This window comes from Microbacterium sp. WCS2018Hpa-9 (assembly GCF_031843745.1).
In the GTDB taxonomy this organism is placed as follows: domain Bacteria; phylum Actinomycetota; class Actinomycetes; order Actinomycetales; family Microbacteriaceae; genus Microbacterium.
This window is the reverse complement of the sequence record NZ_JAVTIY010000001.1, coordinates 627,078-643,649: the sequence shown is the minus strand read 5'-3', so window position 1 is coordinate 643,649 and position 16,572 is coordinate 627,078. Positions and strand designations below refer to the sequence as shown.

Genomic DNA, 16,572 nt, shown 5'->3' with positions numbered 1-16,572 from the left:
ATGGCCGCGACCACAGCGACCACCACGGCGGTCGCTGTCATCCGCGACTGGCGTGGTTGGCCGACCGTCCTTCGAGGGCTGTGGCGCAGTTCCCTGCGGTTCCGAACGCTGACGATCACGCTTCTGCTGACCTCTACGGCGATCCTGATCACCTGCGTGACCATGGCGCTCGTGATCCAGAACGATCTGTTCGAGTCGCGCAAGGCTGAGGCGCTCGAAGATGCAGCGCGCTCGGTGAATCAGGCTCAGGCGACTCTCGATGCCACTGCGCTCGGCGACGATCCGGCCGCGCTGCCCGAGCTGTGGGACGGCGTGCAGGAGGACCTGGGCCGCAACTCGACGGCCGAGGGCCTCGCCGGATTCCGCATGGAGGTCGACCCGGACGTCCCGCTCAACGGCTTCACCGCCGGGCTCAGCGACAATCTGATCAGCTCCGGCCTCAGGAACAGGGTGGTCGAGTTCGACGACTGGCAGTCCTGGCAGTCGGTACCGCTCGAGGTCGGCGGTCGGGAGGTGCCGGGCATCATCGTCGGACAGCAGCTGCGAGTGCCCGAGGCCGGTCCGTTCGAGATCTACTTCGCCTACGACCTGGCTGATGCCGACAACACCCTGCTGTTCGTGCAGCGGACTCTCTGGGTCGCCGGGATCGGTCTCGTCGCGATCGTCGCCGCGATCTCGTTCATCGTTCTCCGCACGGTGTCGACCCCTATCGTGGAGGCCGCGGAGACCAGCGCGCGTCTGGCATCGGGCGACCTCGGGGTGCGCATCGACGTGCACGGCGAAGACGAGATAGCGACGCTCGGGCGCTCCTTCAACGCCATGGCCGACAGCATCGAGTCCCAGATCAAGGAGCTCGGCGAGTTGTCGCTCGTGCAGCAGCGTTTCGTGTCCGACGTGTCGCACGAGCTGCGGACTCCGCTCACCACGATCCGTCTCGCGGCCGACATGCTGAACGATCAACGCGGCGCCTTCGACCCGACCACCGCGCGCACCACCGAGCTCCTGCACACCCAGGTGCAGCGGTTCGAGACGCTGCTGTCGGATCTGCTCGAGATCAGCCGCTACGACGCAGGCTCCGTGCAGCTCGAACTCGAGGCGACGAGCCTCGCACACCTCGCTGAGGACATCATCGAGCAGATGCAGCCTCTCGCCGACGACCGGGGCAGCGAGCTGAGGCTCGTGGCACCGGGCGGGTACTCGCCCGTCGACATGGATCCGCGGCGAGTGCGCCGAGTGCTGCGCAACCTGATCGGCAATGCGATCGAGCATGGCGAGGGCAGGCCGATCGTGATCACCGTCGACAGCAACCAGCACGCCGTGGCCGCCGGCGTCCGCGACTTCGGTCTCGGCATGGATCCGGCCGATGCCGAGCGGGTGTTCGACAGATTCTGGCGGGCGGACCCCTCTCGCCAGCGCACTCTCGGGGGCACGGGGCTCGGGCTGTCTATCGCGCTGGGCGACGCGACTCTGCACGGCGGATCGCTCGACGTCTGGTCCGAACTCGGGGTCGGCACGAACTTCGTGCTGACGCTGCCTCGCAGGGGGGACGCGACGGACGGCCCTTCACCCATCCCCATCGAGCCGCAGGAGCGTCCCGGCGATATCGATGACGCCACGCAGCCGATCCAGCTCGCCGACGTGCCGGCCGAGCTGTTCGATCGAGGGAGCATCGAATGACGGCCAGGACCCGACGTGCGATGCGGGGGCTCGCGATCGCGACCGCAGCGCTCCTCCTGTCTGCGTGCACAGGGCTTCCGACGACCGGAGACGTGCAGCGGGGCAATCCCCTCGGTGCATCTCCGGAGGGTCAGGACTTCCTTCCGCTGGCCTCCGACCCTGTAGACGGTGCGGGCCCGGAGGAGATCGTCGAGGGCTTCATGGAGGCGGCGATCACTCCTGCCGACAACTGGGACACCGCCCGAAGGTTCCTCACGCCCGAACTCGCGTCGACCTGGCGTCCGAACACCGGGGTGTCGATCGACGTGAGCGCCGCGACGCGTTCGTTCAGCTCGAACATCGAAGACGACAGCGAGGCCGAGGACGGAGACACCGCCGACGTGCGAGTCGCCTTCGACCAGGTCGCCAGCGTCGACGCGACCGGGGCGTACTCCGAGGCCTTCGGCGCTTCCAACTCCGCCTTCGTGGTCGAGCGTACGAAAGGCCAATGGCGGATCGCTGAGGCCCCCGACGGTGTGGTGATCGACGAGTCGAGGTTCGCGCGGGTCTATGACGACTACGCCCTGCAGTACTTCAACCAGACCTGGGAGCGTCTCGTGCCCGACGTGCGCTGGTTCCCCAGACGCGCCACGGTGGCCACGACCATCGCGCAGTCGCTGATCGGCGGCGCACCGAGCCCGTGGCTCGACCCGGCGGTGCAGAGCGCGTTCCCGCAGGAGGTGCAGCTCGCCCGCGACGCCGTGCCGATCGATACGGATCAGATCGCCGATGTCGCGTTGAACCGCGCGGCGCTGAGCCTCGACCCGACGACCCTGGCACGCATGCGCACGCAGCTTCAGGCCACCTTCGTCGCTGCGGGGGTGCAGATCGACCAGGTGCGCTTCACGGTCGACGGCCGGGCGTTGGAATCCGGCGTCGTCGAGGTCGTGACCGACACAGCGGATGCGGGCAGCCTCGTCATAAAAGATGGGACGTTCGGCATGCTGGTGGGCGGCGAGATCACCCCGATCCCCGGTGTCACGGATCAGATTCTCAACGCGGGTCAGCCCGTCACGGCGATCGACGTGTCGGTCGACAGCTCGCACGCGGCCGTGCAGCTGATCGACGGGCATGTGTGGCTCGCCGGAGAAGGCGGCTGGGACGAGCTGGATGCGCGGCCGTCGCTGGTTCGGCCGTCGCTGGACCCCTACGACTACACCTGGTCGGTGCCGTCGAATGCTCCGGCCGCTCTGCAGGCGATCGGCAGCGATGTCGCCCCGCAGCCCATCGCGGGCGCGTGGCCCGAAGCCTCGGCGGTCTCCGCCGTCCGAGTGTCGGCCGATGGCGCGCGAGTCGCCGCCGCCGTCGTGATCGGGGGCGAGCGCTGGATCGTCGTCTCCTCGGTGATCCGCGACGAGACCGGACTGCCCACCGAACTCGGACCGACCGAGCCGGTGGCGCAGCTCGACGGCAGCGCTGCGGGTCTCGTTTGGCTGGGAGCCGACCGTCTGGGTCTTCTGACCGACTCGGCCGACCGGATGGTCGTCACGCAGGTCGTCGGAGGGCCGGGAACGGCCGAAGTCGCTCCGACGGATGCGGTGTCGATAGCGGGCTCGCGAGTCGCGACCGGGCTGCGGGTTCTCGGCGCGGACGGCGCCGTGTTCGCGCGAACCGGGTCGGCGTGGAGCGAGTCGATCACCGGAGTCTCGCTTCTCGCCACCAGAGCAGGCCACTGAGCACGACTGACTCTGCACGGCAGGCCTTCACGGGCTGAGTGCTCACCGCCGACGGTCTCCGCATCGGTCTGCGATCGAGGCGCCTGGCCGGTGCGGCAGGATCGACGGATGCCGTCGCCTCCGCTTGCCCACGCCATCGGCGTCGAGGTGCTCGCTCTTCTGCTCGCAGCGACCTGCGCAGGTTGCGACCGACCCGAGACCCTGCTGTGCGACGCGTGTCGGCAGGGCATCCGACCTGCGCCGCTCACGCGCCGCACACCGGCCGGCCTGCTCGTCCGCGCCGCCATGCCGTTCGAGTCGATCGCGGCCCGGTGCATCCGCAGGCTCAAGGACGACGGCGAGACGATGCTCGCGCGCCCACTCGGAGCCGCGTTGGGTGCGGTCCTCGCCGACGTCGTCGAGTCCCAGGCGGAGTTCGATGAGCCGGTGCGACTCGTGCCGATCCCGACGTCACGGGGTGCGTTCCGACGGCGGGGCTACCGTGTGCCCGAGCTGCTGATCCGACGGGCGGGTTCGGTGCCCGATCGCCTGCTCGTACTGCAGGGTCGCCGCACGGATCAGCGCGGACTCGACTCGGCGAGCAGAGCGGAGAACGTGCGGGGGGCCATGCGCTCGCGACCGATGATCGAGGGCGGAGCCGTCGTTCTGGTGGACGACGTCGTGACCACGGGAGCGACTTTCGACGAAGCGGCTCGCACGCTGAGAGAGGCTGGCGTCCGGGTCGTGTCGGCGGTCGCGCTCGCCGCGACGCCCCGTCTCGGCGAACGGAATGTGAACGCATCGGAGACACGCAGCAAATGACCCGTGACATCCGAGGTCAGGCGGACTACCGTTGGGGGTCACAAGGCGACCACGGTCCGCCCTTGGCCGGGAGGACCGGGACAAGGAGGCAGCAATGGAAACGAGCATCGTTGGCGTCGGGGTGGGTATCACCGATCGATTCCGAACCGTTGTCGAAGAGAAGATCGCCAAGATCGAGACGTTCGCGTCCCGTGCGCAACGGCTGGATGTCAAGGTCACCCACCGGGTGTACCGCAACGGTCATGTGCCGGATGAGACCGTCGAGCTGACGCTCGTCAGCAAAGGTCCTGTCGTGCGCGCCGAGGCCACGGACGGAGACAAGTTCGTCGCACTCGACATGGCCGTCGACAAGATGGCCGAACAGCTTCGCCGAGCCAAGGAGAAGCGAGTCGACGGACGCCAGCATCCGCGTGGGGCGCACTTCGAGAAGGAGACCGGTGCGCTCGAGGGCATCGATGTCCAGCCGGCATCCGTGGAGGTCCTTCGCGCGGTCGCGACGGGCGCTGTGCCGATCCAGAACGACGACGAGGAGGCCTACTCGCCGGTGGTCATCCGCACCAAGAACTTCGGAGCGGAATGGATGACGGTCGAAGAGGCCGTCGACCGGATGGAGCTGGTCGGGCACGACTTCTTCCTGTTCGTCGACGTACGCACCGATCACCCGAGCGTCGTCTACCGACGCAAGGGCTGGGACTACGGTGTGATCGCGCTCGAGACCCAGGCTCCGCCCTCTGAGGCACTCGCTTCCTGAGGCTGATACGACGACGGCCCGGTTCCAGAAGGAGCCGGGCCGTCGTCGTGTTCTGATCGTGAGATCAGTCGAAGATCCCGTCGAGGATGCTTCCGATCACGAGGCCGCCGAGAATCCCGGAGGCGACGTCGCTGCCACCGCCGCGTCGGCCGCCACCGCTCCAGCCGCCGCCGCCCCAGCCGTCGCCGCCGCCCCAGCCCTGGTCCTGCGGGCGGGATGAATCGATGTCACGCTGAGCCAACTGCAGCGCTTCCGAGGCGAGGTGCGCCACGCGCCGGGCGCTGGCGAGCGCCTCGTCGCGGGTCTCCTCCGCCGGAAGCAGATCCGAGAGGTCGACGCGCAGCCTCTCGGCCTCCGCGAGGCGCGTGCGGGCATCCGCACCGATCCAGCCCCGGTGCCCTGCGATGAGTCCGCGGGCGACACCCAGCTGACGATCCGCGTCGTCGATCGCGTGCTGCACCTGTTGGATGCTGGGCAGCGGATGCGCTTCGCGGTGGCGAGCGGTGGCGATCGCGTCGTCGAGGGCGGTGTTCGCCTCGCGCAGCTGCGACAGCTCCGCGAAGGGGTCTCCGGGTGATCCTGCGGGTGACAGGGCGCTGAGCGCGTCCTGCAGGGCGGAGACCGCGGCAGCCACGGCCGGCACCTGCGGAGCGGTCCGAGCTGCGATGAGGTCGTTGCGGGAGTCCGCGACGACTTCGGCGAGGGTCGACTCCGCGCGCAGCGCCTCGATCTCGAAATCCTCCACGGCATCGAGCAGAGCGGATGCGCGGCGAGTCGCCTCGGTGGCGGTCTCGAGGGCGAGGTTCGCCTCCTCGTTCTGCTTCGCGGCGCGACGCCGCTCGGATACGGCGGCGCCATGGGTGGCGAAGGCGATCAGCTGCTCGGCTTCGGCAGCGCTGGCCGTGATCTGGTGCATCGCCGAATCGGCGTATCGCGAGGAGAGACGGGCGACGGTCTCGTTGGTGTGCGGGATACGCGCGCTCAGCGTCTCGGCATCCGCTCGCACCTGGGCGATGACCTCTGGTGCTCGGCGCACCTTCGAGATCGATGTCGCGAGGTCCGATGTCTTCTCGTCGAGCAGATCCTGCGCCCAGTCGCACAGCTGCATGATCCGCGCGTTGCGGGTGCGGAGTTCTTCGGGAGTATCGGGGATCTCGTCGTGGTTGAGCTGGTGGAGCTGAAATGCCTCGCGCAGGTGAGTGCGCACCGCGCTCAGTGCCTTCTTCAGATCCCGAGTCAGCTGTTCGCCGAGCTCGGCCTCCGCGAATGCCAATTCGTCGGAGGTGCTCCTGATGCGCTCGTCAGCAGAGACGAGTGCCTGCTCTGCGCGGCGAGCCAGGTCGGCGTCCTGTGCGGCGAGCTGTTCCTGCTCGCGCTTGCGTCTGCCCCATATTCCAGCCATAGGACTGATCCTAGTTTCCCGGGCGACATCGCTGGCTGTGCATACGCTTCAGGCGAACTCCGTTCAGACGAGTGCCGCGACCTCTGCCCTCGCCGGCCGGCCGCGCTTCGGTCGCTCGGTCGTCAGCTCCAGGGCGAGCGCGTGCTGGGGATGCTGTGCGAGCCGCGTCTGCACATGATCGAGCCAGCGGAGCTCGGCGTCCGCGGTGAAGATCATCGAGTCGACGACGAGCGACCACGCGAGCCCCTGAGGGCTGTCGTCCGCTCGTGACTCCCTCGCCGTGGTGAGCTCTCGCAGATGCTCCTCCGACGCCGCGCGCTGAGTCGCGATCACGCGGGTCGCATCCGCGCCCGGGAGGGTCGCCGCGACAGCGAGCTTGATCGCGAGCTCGTCGCGCGTGGCCTGGCTCCGTGCGACGGGGGATTCCAGCCATCGGTCGACCTCGAACGCCCCGGCGTCGGTGATCTCCCAGTACACATGACCCTGCAGATCCACCGCTCCACGCTCGACGAGTCCGTCGCGCTCGAGGCGCTCGAGCGTGTTGTAGATCTGACCGACATTGAGCGGCCAGACCGAACCGGTGCGTCGGTCGAACTCGTGGCGCAGCTGGTAGCCGTAGCAGGGGCCCTGCGCGAGGATCGCGAGCAGACTCTGTCGGACCGACATATGGACCTCCCGGTGTCGTGGATCAATATATACATACTCGGAAACATCTTGGCGGCGCGCCATGCAGACTACGTGCAGGTCACGGACGGGTAACATGACAAGGTATGCCTGGCACGCGCCCGACAAGCGGCGCCGCTGGAACCATCGACAGGGAGATGACATCTGTGGCGAATCCTCTTGAGAAGCTGCTGCGCGCTGGAGAAGGGCGGGTCATCCGTCGTCTGAACCAGGTGGTGAAGGCCGTGAACGCGCTGGAAGAGGACATCTCCAAGCTCACGGACGACGAACTGCGCAACGAGACCGTCGAGCTTCGCGAGCGTTTCGCGAAGGGCGAGTCGCTCGACCAGCTCATGCCCGAGGCGTTCGCCGCGGTGCGCGAGGCGGCGAAGCGCACGCTCGGGATGCGCGCGTACGACGTGCAGATCATGGGTGGTGCCGCACTCCACCTCGGCAACATCGCCGAGATGAAGACCGGTGAGGGAAAGACCCTGGTCGCCACCTTCCCGGCCTATCTGAATGCGATCGCGGGCGAGGGCGTCCACGTGATCACGGTCAACGACTTCCTCGCGAGCTACCAGGCCGAGCTCATGGGCCGCGTGTACCGGGCACTCGGCATGTCGACGGGAATCATCGTCTCCGGTCAGACTCCGGCTGTGCGCCGTGAGCAGTACGCCTCCGACATCACCTACGGCACGAACAACGAGTTCGGCTTCGACTATCTCCGCGACAACATGGCGTGGCGCAAGGAAGACCTCGTCCAGCGCGACCACTATTTCGCGATCGTCGACGAGGTCGACTCGATCCTCATCGACGAGGCCCGGACGCCGCTGATCATCTCCGGCCCCTCGTCGGGTGAGGCCAACCGCTGGTTCGCCGAGTTCGCGAAGATCGCCCGCACTCTCGAAGCGGGCGTCGACTACGAGGTCGACGAGAAGAAGCGCACGGTCGGCGTGCTCGAACCCGGCATCGAAAAGGTCGAGGACTACCTCGGCATCGACAATCTCTACGAGTCTGCGAACACCCCGCTGATCTCGTTCCTCAACAACTCGATCAAGGCTCTCGCGCTGTTCAAGAAGGACACCGACTACGTCGTCATGAACGACGAGGTCATGATCGTCGACGAGCACACCGGCCGCATCCTGGTCGGGCGCCGCTACAACGAGGGCATCCACCAGGCGATCGAGGCGAAAGAGGCTGTGCCGGTCAAGGCCGAGAACCAGACGCTCGCCACGGTCACACTGCAGAACTACTTCCGTCTCTACGACAAGCTCGCAGGCATGACCGGTACCGCCGAGACCGAGGCGGCCGAGTTCATGTCGACCTACAAGCTCGGCGTCATCCCGATCCCCACGAACCGGCCGATGGTCCGCAAGGATCAGTCGGATCTCGTCTACAAGAACGAGACCGCCAAGTTCGCCCAGGTCGTCGAGGACATCGCCGAGCGCCACGCGAACGGCCAGCCTGTGCTCGTCGGCACGGTCAGCGTCGAGAAGAGCGAGTACCTCTCGCGACTCCTCGCCAAGAAGGGTGTCAAGCACGAGGTCCTGAACGCGAAGAACCACGCGCGTGAGGCCGAGATCGTGGCACGAGCAGGGCGTCTCGGCGCAGTCACCGTCGCCACCAACATGGCCGGTCGTGGAACCGACATCATGCTCGGCGGCAACGCCGAGTTCCTCGCCGTGCAGGAGATCAAGGGCAAGGGTCTCGACCCGGTCGAGACGCCCGAGGAGTACGAGGTCGCGTGGGACGAGACCTACGAGGCGATGAAGGCGATCGTTGCCGAGGAGGCCGAGAAGGTCATCGAGGCCGGCGGCCTCTACGTCCTGGGCACCGAGCGCCACGAGTCTCGTCGCATCGACAACCAGCTGCGAGGCCGTTCCGGTCGTCAGGGCGACCCGGGCGAGAGCCGCTTCTACCTGAGCCTCACCGACGACCTGATGCGTCTGTTCCAGTCGGGGGCCGCCGAGGCGATCCTGGCTCGCACCAACTTCCCCGACGACGTCCCGATCGAGTCGGGTCTCGTGTCGCGGGCCATCCGCAGCGCTCAGTCGCAGGTCGAGTCCCGCAACGCCGAGATGCGCAAGAACGTCCTCAAGTACGACGATGTCCTGAACCGCCAGCGTGAGGCGATCTACGCCGACCGTCGCCACATCCTGCAGGGCGACGACATCGCCGACCGGGTGCAGCACTTCATCGAGGATGCGATCAGCGGCGTAGTGCGGGATCACACCGGCGAGGGTCACAACGAGAGCTGGGACTTCGACGCACTCTGGACGGAGCTCAAGACGCTCTATCCGGTCAGCGTGACGATCGACGAGGTCGTGTCCGAGGCCGCGGGCCGCAAGGGCGGGATCACTGCGGACGGTCTGACCCGCGAACTGCTGTCCGACGCGAAGATCGCCTACGAGACCCGCGAGGAGTCGCTCGGAGAAGCGGCCACCCGAGAGCTCGAGCGTCGTGTCGTGCTCCAGGTGCTCGATCGTCGCTGGCGCGATCACCTCTACGAGATGGACTACCTCAAGGACGGCATCGGCCTCCGTGCCATGGCTCAGCGCGACCCGCTCATCGAGTACCAGCGCGAGGGTTACGCGATGTTCCAGTCGATGATGGGGCAGATCAAGGAGGAGTCCGTCGGCTACCTCTACAACCTCGAGGTCGAGGTGCGCCGGGCAGGCGACTCGCAGACCGCCGAGGTCGAGGCCAAGGGTCTCGCCGAAGGCGCCGGCGAACAGCGCCTCGAATACTCGGCGGCGAACGATGCCGGCGAGGTCGAGGTGCGCGACGACCGAGGTCAGGTTCAGCAGGCTGCGACCGAGAAGCTCCGTCAGGCGGCTGCCGCGCGACAGGCGCCGGCCGAGCAGGCCGAGCCAGAGGAGGCTCCGCGCGGAGCCTTCGGGCAGCGCACGGAGGCCCCGGCAGCACCTGCCGGCAACCGTGAGCAGCGCCGGGCACAGGGCAAGAAGAAGAAGTAGCAGGACGAACGACGAGGGGCCGGTCCGGATGGATCGGCCCTTCTTCGCGTCATTGTAGGCTTGCGCAATGACACCAACGCGCCACTTCGACCAGTCGTCGAAGCTCAAGAACGTCCTGTACGAGATCCGTGGAAACACGCTCGTCGAGGCGGCGCGGCTCGAGGCCGAGGGACACCGGATCCTCAAGCTCAACACGGGCAACCCCGCCATCTTCGGCTTCGAGGCACCCCACCAGATCGTGCACGACATGCTCGCGGCGCTTCCGACCGCCCACGGGTACAGCGACAGCAAGGGGATCATCTCGGCGCGTCGTGCCGTGGTCAGCCGGTATGAGGAGATCCCCGGGTTCCCCCGGTTCGATCCCGAGGACGTCTTCCTCGGCAACGGCGTGTCCGAGCTCATCACGATGACCATGCAGGCGCTCCTCGACGAGGGCGACGAGGTTCTCATCCCGGCACCCGACTATCCGCTGTGGACTGCGATGACGAGTCTGGCTGACGGCACTCCCGTGCACTACCTCTGCGATGAGGACAACGGCTGGCAGCCCGACCTCGAGGACATCCGATCGAAGATCACTCCTCGCACCAAAGCGCTCGTGATCATCAACCCCAACAACCCGACGGGCGTCGTCTACTCTCGCGAGATCCTCGAGGGGATGGTGCAGATCGCGAGGGAGAACCAGCTGCTGCTGCTGTCCGACGAGATCTACGACCGCATCCTGTTCGACGGTGCGGTGCACATCCCGACGGCCACGCTGGCGCCCGATCTTCTGTGCCTCACGTTCAACGGACTCTCGAAGACGTATCGAGTCGCCGGATTCCGGTCCGGATGGCTCGTGATCACGGGGCCGCAGGACCACGCGAAGGGGTTCCTCGAGGGGATCAACCTCCTGGCGTCCACGCGCCTCTGCCCGAACGTGCCTGCGCAGTACGCGGTGCAGGCGGCTCTCGGGGGAGTGCAGTCGATCGATTCCCTGATCGCTCCCACCGGGCGCCTGCACGAGCAGCGCGACATCGCCTGGGAGGGGCTCGAGTCGATCCCCGGCGTCTCCTGCGTCAAGCCTGTCGGCGCGCTGTACGCCTTTCCCCGCCTCGACCCGAATGTCCACGAGATCAGGGACGATGCGAAGCTCGTCTACGACCTGTTGGTCTCCGAGCACATCCTTCTCGTGCAGGGAACCGGCTTCAACTGGCCGACGCCCGATCACCTCAGGCTGGTCACGCTCCCCGAGCCTCGCGTGCTCGCAGAAGCCGTCGAGCGCCTCGGGAACTTCCTCTCGAGCTACCGCCAGTAGACGGCTGCGGCATCGCAGAAGCGTATGTCTCTGCGATGCGGCGCACGCCGGCGACCAGGGTGGAACGCGGGGTGAGGTCTGCCATCGGCCGTGCGTGCAGCAGAGCGGAGTCGGCGGCGCGCTGGTCGAACGGCAGGAACGCGATGTCTGTGATGCCCGCGAATCTCTCGAGTGTGCGCCGGATCTGACCGCGCGCGTCGATCCCTAAGGGGCCGGGTCGGACGCGATTCACGACGACCCTGATGGGTGTCGGGGTCGTGAGTCTTCTGAGCTCGGCATGCTCCCGGACGAAGCGACTGATGCCGAGGGGGTCGGCCGACGCGACCGCGATGATCGCGTCCGCCTCCTGCAGGGCCGCGACCGTGGCCGCGTGGCGGCGCGGTCCGGTGAGGTCGTACGTCGCTTCGTCGTCTGCATCGAAGGCGCTCGCCACGTCGACGACGGTCTCCTCCGCCCAGCTGCGGCAGGCGCGCAGAGTCGTCTGCAGGCGACGTGCTCCGAGTTCCGGCCAGCGCCCCGGACGATTGATGCCGCCGAGGACGTCGATCTCTCCCGCGCTCGTCTCGAGGACCGTAGCAAGCCTCGTGAGCTCGGCTGAGTCGAGCGCGCCGAGTTCTGCGCGCCGGCACGCGGCCGCGATGCCCGGCGCATCGTCGCTGAGGCCCAGAAGCAGCGCGAGTGATGGTGCGACGGTGTCTGCATCGACCAGAGCGGTGCGTCGCCCCGTCCGGCAGAGTTCGACGGCGAGCTGGATCGCGATGGTCGACCTTCCGGGGGCACCGGACGGGCCCCACACGGCCGTGACGCGATGCGGAGCTGATGAGGCACGCTCGACGGCATCGGGGATGTCAGCGGTCAACGCTGCCGCAACCTCCCATCCGCTCGCATCCGCCGGGAGCGCGGCGGCGAGTCCGTAGCGTCCGAGCAGTCTGCTGTCGCTGTCGCCGAGCGGCATGATCCGCACGCCCGCCCTGTCGCACTCGGCGATGAGCTCGGATGTCAGAACCGCACGGGTGGCGGCGACGATGGCGACATCGACGCCTTCGGGCAGAGGGAGGATTCTGCTCGGCGGCACGATGGAGACCACACTGATGCCTTCCATCTCGAGCTCATCGGCCAAGCCGCGCGCGCGGGACTCCGGAACAGCGATGATGACCGAGGTCATCGGGTCGAACCGATCGGTACGACCGAGAGAACAGAGCCGCCGGTGATCGCGGCCAGTACCTCGGCGACATCCGCTCGGTCGATCACGACCTCCGCGGTCGTGCCCTCGGCGGCGAGCATCCCCTCCGTCTTTGTGACCGATGCGACGATCGCGTCGGCCACGAGGATACGAGGCGGCCCCTGACTGCCGCCATCGTCGATCGGTGGTGAGTGCCAGAGCTCGATGATGCTCCCGGCGGTGACATCGGCCGGGATACCCGTGCTGCTCTCGACGACGATCGTGGTCGTCCTGTTCGCATCGGCGTCCTCAGCCGCAGAGGTCGCCATGAGCTCTCCTGCGACGACCGTGCGCGACGCGACCTGGCCGGCGTGAAGCTCCTGCGGCGCGAGGTAGCGGTCCCTGACCGTGCCGAGTCCGACTTCGACGACCTGGAAGTCATCAGAGACGAGCGCTTCGCCGAGAGTGATCGTGCGTGTCGCCTGAAGCACCGGGGTCGTGGTGCCGGACGAGGAGACGACGGCCCAGACGCCGCCGATCGACAATGCGACGACGGCGATGCCGATGAGGAAGCGCGCGTCACCCCAGACGGCGCGACGGGAACGGACGAACTTGCTCATGTCGACATGGTCACAGAAATCGAGGCGCCTGCTCGAGACTTATCCACAGCATCGGATCGGCGCTGGCGGTCCGCCACGGCAGGAGGACAATGGGAGCATGCCTCATTCCTCCCAACCCGCGCAGAGCTTCCTCGCGCCGGCGCAGGTGGCGGAGCTGCTGAGTATCGGGGTAGACGAGGTCATCGAGCTCGTCTACGAGGGGCGCCTGCGCGGGTCCAAGCTCGGCGCACCGGCCAGATGGCGCATCGAGGAGTCGAGCCTCTCTGAGTATCTCGCCGAGCAGTCGGAAGAGGCCAGACGCATGGCGCTCTGGCGTCAGGCGAACGAGGCGAGCTTTCCGGAGGTCTGGGGTACTTCCCGCCGTCACGGCATCTGATCTCCGACGGTCTGCACCGAGGTGACAGCGGCGAACGGGATGATCTGAAAGCTGCGCACCGCCGAGGCAGTCCGCGCCTCGCCCGGATCGTGCAGAGCGAGGTCCAGATGATCTGCTCCCGCCCTGTCTATCGTTCCGTGCATGTCTGAGCCGTCGACGCTGGCGATTCTCACCGGAACGCGTCGCCGGGCGAGATCACGCAGAACGAACCCGAGCGACATGCGCTCGCGGAGCACGGGCACGGAGTCGTCGTCCTCGTCCAGGCTGGACAGCAGCAGGCCGTGATCGAGGGTCAGCCCGCGTACCGCGTGCAACGGAACGATCAGAGTCGATCGCTTCGTCGTCGATTCCTCGGCCTGCGCGATCGTCGCGGCGATCCAATCCGAGCCGAGCGCGTTGAGGCGGGCCCGCACACGCTTTCCGCCCGGCAGGTCGATGGTGGTGGGAGCGGCCGCGGCGCAGAGCACCCTGAGGCGGCTGCGAAGCTCGAGCCTCGAGATGCGCAAGCGCTCGGATTCGGCATCCAGCGCAGCGCGCTCGCTTTCCCACTCCGACGCCAGCTGGCCTTCGAGGTCTTCGAACAGTCGATCCCAGTGCACGCGCCCCACCGTAAATGATGTCCGCGGGGGCATGTACGAGTTATCCACATACATCGCGGAAGCGACCCGAACGGCGACGGGACGCATGCTCTACTTGGCCCAGTCTTCCCGATGGAGAGTGCCTCAGATGATGCTTCACGAGTACTTCGCACCACAGCCGACGCCTCGCGCCGAGCTGCCGGATCCCCAGCCGCTGTTGCGGAGTTTGACGCAGGGCGTGCTCGAGGTGCTCGCGGGAGTCAGGGAAGTCGATCAGCTCGCCCGCTGGTTCAACGAAGACGCGTACCGGAGCCTGGTGACGCGGGCGAATCTCTCGGCAAGGGCGCGCAGCGCGAGGGGGGTCTCGCCTGCGCGCCCGACTTTCGAGATCCTGTCGATCCGCGTGACAGAACCCGTCGACGGCAAGGTCGAAGCTGTCGTCGTCGTCGCGGGGCCTGGTCGCACCCGGGCGGTGGCGATCCGTCTCGAAGGACTCGACCGTCGCTGGCGGGCGACGTCGCTGGCTGTTCTCTGAGCTCGCGCGCTCTAGGCTGGTGAGGTGTCAACGCTCAGCGACCTCGCCAATGCCCAGGGCCGTCTTGCCGACAACGATGTCGAGTGGCTGCACCGGCTCGCCGGTGACGGTCAGCTTCTCGCGGACCTCGCTTCCGCGGACATCGTGGTGTGGATCGAGACCGACGACGGCTCGTTCGTCGCTGTCGCGCACGCCCGTCCGAGTGGAGCGGCCACCCTCTTCTATCGGGACATCGTCGGAGAGCGGGTGCGCCCTCAGTGGCGCACGCAGGTGCAGGGCGCATTCGATTCCGCGAAGATCGTGGACTCGTCTTCACCGGACTGGTTCGAAGAGACCCCGACGCGTGTCAGAGCTGTGCCGATCGTCAACGAACGTCGCGGCGGTGAGCACCGGACGATGGTCATCGGAGTCGTCACCCGGCACACGAACCTCGGCGAAGCTCGGACTCCGTCTCGGCAGCAGATCACGTTCGACGAGTGCGCCAACGACATCTTCCGCATGATCGCCGACGGCAGCTTCCCTGATCCGGCCGCTCCGACGTCCCCTCGCCGCGGCGCCCCGCGCGCGTCAGACGGCCTGATCCGCATCGATGTCGACGGAATCACGACGTTCGCCAGCCCGAACGCGCTCTCGGCGTTCAACCGCATGGGTTTCGATGACGAGCTCGAGGGTGAATCCCTCGCGGAGGTCACCACGAGGCTCGTGCCGCCGTCTCGACAGGTCGACGAGTCTCTGCCCGTCGTCGTCACCGGGCGCGCACCGTGGCGGACCGACATCGAAGCGCGTGGGGTCACGGTGTCGCTGCGGGCGATTCCGCTGAAGGATCACGGAACCCGTATCGGTGCGATCCTCCTGTGCCGCGATGTGTCGGAGCTGCGCCATCAGGAGCAGGAGCTCATCACCAAGGATGCGACGATTCGCGAGATCCACCACCGGGTCAAGAACAATCTGCAGACTGTCGCGTCGCTGCTTCGCATTCAGGCGCGACGCACGCACTCCGATGAGGCACGCGATGCGCTGACCCAGGCGATGAGGCGCGTCGACGCGATCGCCGTGGTGCATGACACGCTGGCCCAGGGCCTGACGCAGAAGGTCGACTTCGACGAGGTGTTCCACCGCGTCCTCAAGCTCGTGGCCGAGGTCGCGTCCGCGCCGAACACCCGTGCGCGCACGCGGTCGACCGGCCGCTTCGGCGTCCTGCCGAGCGAGTACGCGACACCGCTGGCGCTCGCTCTCACCGAGGTCGTCACGAATGCCGTGGAGCACGGCCTCGCAGGGCAGGAGGGCATGGTCACGATCGATGCGGCGCGCACCGAGGAGAATCTGCGGGTCACGGTGCACGATACCGGCAAGGGCCTGCCGGAAGGGCGGATCGGTCAGGGGCTGGGAACGCAGATCATCCGCACGCTCATCCAGGGCGAGCTCAGCGGATCGATCGAATGGCGGGGGAGCGAAGGCGAGGGCACCGAGGTCGTCATCGACATCCCGCTTCGCTGGCTGACGAAATAGGCGAAGAATCGGCCGCAGCGTCGAGCGGAGACAGAGAAGCGGCCCGAGACATCGTCTCGGGCCGCTTCTCGACGTTCAGGAGGCGCGGCGGGCGCGAGCGGCGCGGCGCTTGAGAGCACGGCGCTCGTCTTCGGAGAGGCCGCCCCACACGCCCGAGTCCTGGCTGGACTCGAGGGCGTACTGCAGGCAGATCTCGGTCACCGTGCAGGTGGCGCAGACGGTCTTGGCCTTCTCGATCTGGTCGACGGCCGGACCCGTGTTCCCGACAGGGAAGAACAGCTCGGGGTCGACAGTCAGGCAGGCGGCCTTATCGCGCCAGTCCATGGGGGCTCCTCGGTGTGGTTTTTCAGAAATCATCGCATTGCGACGACTCGGATTTCGGGTGCAGATCGGGTTCAGCTACCCTGTATGAGATACGGACGGATGCCCGCTTTCTGTGATGCGAGCGCGAAGCCCGCCCCACGCCGCTGTGGGAGCACATGACGCTGTCTATTCTGTTACATGAAACCGGCGA

The 16,572-nt window shown here is 67.3% G+C and carries 15 protein-coding genes; 9 read left to right on the top strand and 6 right to left on the bottom strand.

Annotated features, from left to right (window positions below; genetic code table 11):
• The 4 genes from mtrB (at nucleotide 1) to hpf (ending at nucleotide 4,944) form a co-directional block, all read left to right on the top strand.
• Entirely contained in the window at nucleotides 1-1,677 is a 1,677-nt protein-coding gene (gene mtrB, locus RQG82_RS03250) for an MtrAB system histidine kinase MtrB (RefSeq protein ID WP_311257686.1), read from the top strand.
• Nucleotides 1,674-3,392, top strand: coding sequence for a GerMN domain-containing protein (locus tag RQG82_RS03245; RefSeq protein ID WP_311257685.1), 1,719 nt, complete (start codon nucleotides 1,674-1,676; stop codon nucleotides 3,390-3,392). Before mtrB ends, RQG82_RS03245 begins: the two co-directional genes overlap by 4 nt.
• Nucleotides 3,393-3,500: 108 nt before the next feature.
• Nucleotides 3,501-4,193 (top strand): phosphoribosyltransferase family protein, encoded by a 693-nt coding sequence (locus RQG82_RS03240; RefSeq protein ID WP_311257684.1) that lies wholly within the window; start codon nucleotides 3,501-3,503, stop codon nucleotides 4,191-4,193.
• Between the two features lie 94 nt (nucleotides 4,194-4,287).
• Nucleotides 4,288-4,944: a ribosome hibernation-promoting factor, HPF/YfiA family gene (hpf, locus tag RQG82_RS03235; protein ID WP_311257683.1), complete on the top strand. Its 657-nt coding sequence runs from the start codon at nucleotides 4,288-4,290 to the stop codon at nucleotides 4,942-4,944.
• Between the two features lie 64 nt (nucleotides 4,945-5,008).
• On the opposite strand, the gene RQG82_RS03230 is transcribed toward hpf, so the two are convergent.
• Both RQG82_RS03230 and RQG82_RS03225 read right to left on the bottom strand, forming a co-directional pair.
• Nucleotides 5,009-6,346, bottom strand: a complete 1,338-nt coding sequence (locus RQG82_RS03230; protein ID WP_311257682.1) for a hypothetical protein — start codon at nucleotides 6,344-6,346, stop codon at nucleotides 5,009-5,011.
• A 63-nt stretch (nucleotides 6,347-6,409) separates the two neighbouring features.
• Nucleotides 6,410-7,012 (bottom strand): PadR family transcriptional regulator, encoded by a 603-nt coding sequence (locus RQG82_RS03225; RefSeq protein ID WP_311257681.1) that lies wholly within the window; start codon nucleotides 7,010-7,012, stop codon nucleotides 6,410-6,412.
• A gap of 164 nt (nucleotides 7,013-7,176) precedes the next feature.
• Between RQG82_RS03225 and secA the strand changes: the two genes are divergently transcribed.
• Together secA and RQG82_RS03215 are read left to right on the top strand one after the other, a co-directional pair.
• Entirely contained in the window at nucleotides 7,177-9,984 is a 2,808-nt protein-coding gene (secA, locus tag RQG82_RS03220; RefSeq protein WP_311257680.1) for a preprotein translocase subunit SecA, read from the top strand.
• Nucleotides 9,985-10,051: 67 nt separating this feature from the next.
• Nucleotides 10,052-11,278, top strand: a complete 1,227-nt coding sequence (locus RQG82_RS03215) for a pyridoxal phosphate-dependent aminotransferase (protein WP_311257679.1) — start codon at nucleotides 10,052-10,054, stop codon at nucleotides 11,276-11,278.
• Here RQG82_RS03215 and RQG82_RS03210 read toward each other — a convergent pair.
• Both RQG82_RS03210 and RQG82_RS03205 read right to left on the bottom strand, forming a co-directional pair.
• Entirely contained in the window at nucleotides 11,202-12,443 is a 1,242-nt protein-coding gene (locus RQG82_RS03210) for a P-loop NTPase (protein WP_311257678.1), read from the bottom strand. The two genes, RQG82_RS03215 and RQG82_RS03210, sit on opposite strands and share 77 nt — an antisense overlap.
• Nucleotides 12,440-13,060, bottom strand: coding sequence for an SAF domain-containing protein (locus tag RQG82_RS03205; RefSeq protein WP_311257677.1), 621 nt, complete (start codon nucleotides 13,058-13,060; stop codon nucleotides 12,440-12,442). Before RQG82_RS03205 ends, RQG82_RS03210 begins: the two co-directional genes overlap by 4 nt.
• Before the next feature lie 97 nt (nucleotides 13,061-13,157).
• On the opposite strand from RQG82_RS03205, the gene RQG82_RS03200 reads away from it, so the two are divergent.
• A complete protein-coding gene (locus RQG82_RS03200; protein ID WP_311257676.1) occupies nucleotides 13,158-13,436 on the top strand; it encodes a helix-turn-helix domain-containing protein in 279 nt (92 codons plus the stop codon).
• Here the strand turns inward: RQG82_RS03200 and RQG82_RS03195 are convergent.
• A complete protein-coding gene (locus RQG82_RS03195) occupies nucleotides 13,424-14,035 on the bottom strand; it encodes a hypothetical protein (RefSeq protein WP_311257675.1) in 612 nt (203 codons plus the stop codon). The genes RQG82_RS03200 and RQG82_RS03195 overlap by 13 nt on opposite strands.
• Before the next feature lie 127 nt (nucleotides 14,036-14,162).
• Between RQG82_RS03195 and RQG82_RS03190 the strand changes: the two genes are divergently transcribed.
• Entirely contained in the window at nucleotides 14,163-14,549 is a 387-nt protein-coding gene (locus RQG82_RS03190; RefSeq protein ID WP_311257674.1) for an Rv3235 family protein, read from the top strand.
• 24 nt (nucleotides 14,550-14,573) lie between these two features.
• Nucleotides 14,574-16,058 (top strand): histidine kinase N-terminal domain-containing protein, encoded by a 1,485-nt coding sequence (locus tag RQG82_RS03185; protein WP_311257673.1) that lies wholly within the window; start codon nucleotides 14,574-14,576, stop codon nucleotides 16,056-16,058.
• A gap of 75 nt (nucleotides 16,059-16,133) precedes the next feature.
• Here the strand turns inward: RQG82_RS03185 and RQG82_RS03180 are convergent, their stop codons facing one another.
• Nucleotides 16,134-16,382 carry a WhiB family transcriptional regulator gene (locus tag RQG82_RS03180; protein ID WP_028503730.1) on the bottom strand — a complete coding sequence of 83 codons (249 nt, stop codon included), beginning with the start codon at nucleotides 16,380-16,382 and terminating at the stop codon, nucleotides 16,134-16,136.
• Nucleotides 16,383-16,572 lie beyond the last annotated feature (190 nt).

What these genes read in the sequence shown, in the direction of transcription:
- RQG82_RS03245 (WP_311257685.1), top strand. Translation starts at nt 1,674, where the DNA reads ATGACGGCCAGGACCCGACGTGCGATGCGGGGGCTCGCGATCGCGACC.
- RQG82_RS03205 (WP_311257677.1), bottom strand. Translation starts at nt 13,060, where the DNA reads ATGAGCAAGTTCGTCCGTTCCCGTCGCGCCGTCTGGGGTGACGCGCGC.
- hpf (WP_311257683.1), top strand. Translation starts at nt 4,288, where the DNA reads ATGGAAACGAGCATCGTTGGCGTCGGGGTGGGTATCACCGATCGATTC.
- RQG82_RS03230 (WP_311257682.1), bottom strand. Translation starts at nt 6,346, where the DNA reads ATGGCTGGAATATGGGGCAGACGCAAGCGCGAGCAGGAACAGCTCGCC.
- RQG82_RS03240 (WP_311257684.1), top strand. Translation starts at nt 3,501, where the DNA reads ATGCCGTCGCCTCCGCTTGCCCACGCCATCGGCGTCGAGGTGCTCGCT.
- RQG82_RS03190 (WP_311257674.1), top strand. Translation starts at nt 14,163, where the DNA reads ATGATGCTTCACGAGTACTTCGCACCACAGCCGACGCCTCGCGCCGAG.
- RQG82_RS03210 (WP_311257678.1), bottom strand. Translation starts at nt 12,443, where the DNA reads ATGACCTCGGTCATCATCGCTGTTCCGGAGTCCCGCGCGCGCGGCTTG.
- RQG82_RS03225 (WP_311257681.1), bottom strand. Translation starts at nt 7,012, where the DNA reads ATGTCGGTCCGACAGAGTCTGCTCGCGATCCTCGCGCAGGGCCCCTGC.
- RQG82_RS03200 (WP_311257676.1), top strand. Translation starts at nt 13,158, where the DNA reads ATGCCTCATTCCTCCCAACCCGCGCAGAGCTTCCTCGCGCCGGCGCAG.
- RQG82_RS03180 (WP_028503730.1), bottom strand. Translation starts at nt 16,382, where the DNA reads ATGGACTGGCGCGATAAGGCCGCCTGCCTGACTGTCGACCCCGAGCTG.
- RQG82_RS03215 (WP_311257679.1), top strand. Translation starts at nt 10,052, where the DNA reads ATGACACCAACGCGCCACTTCGACCAGTCGTCGAAGCTCAAGAACGTC.
- mtrB (WP_311257686.1), top strand. Translation starts at nt 1, where the DNA reads ATGGCCGCGACCACAGCGACCACCACGGCGGTCGCTGTCATCCGCGAC.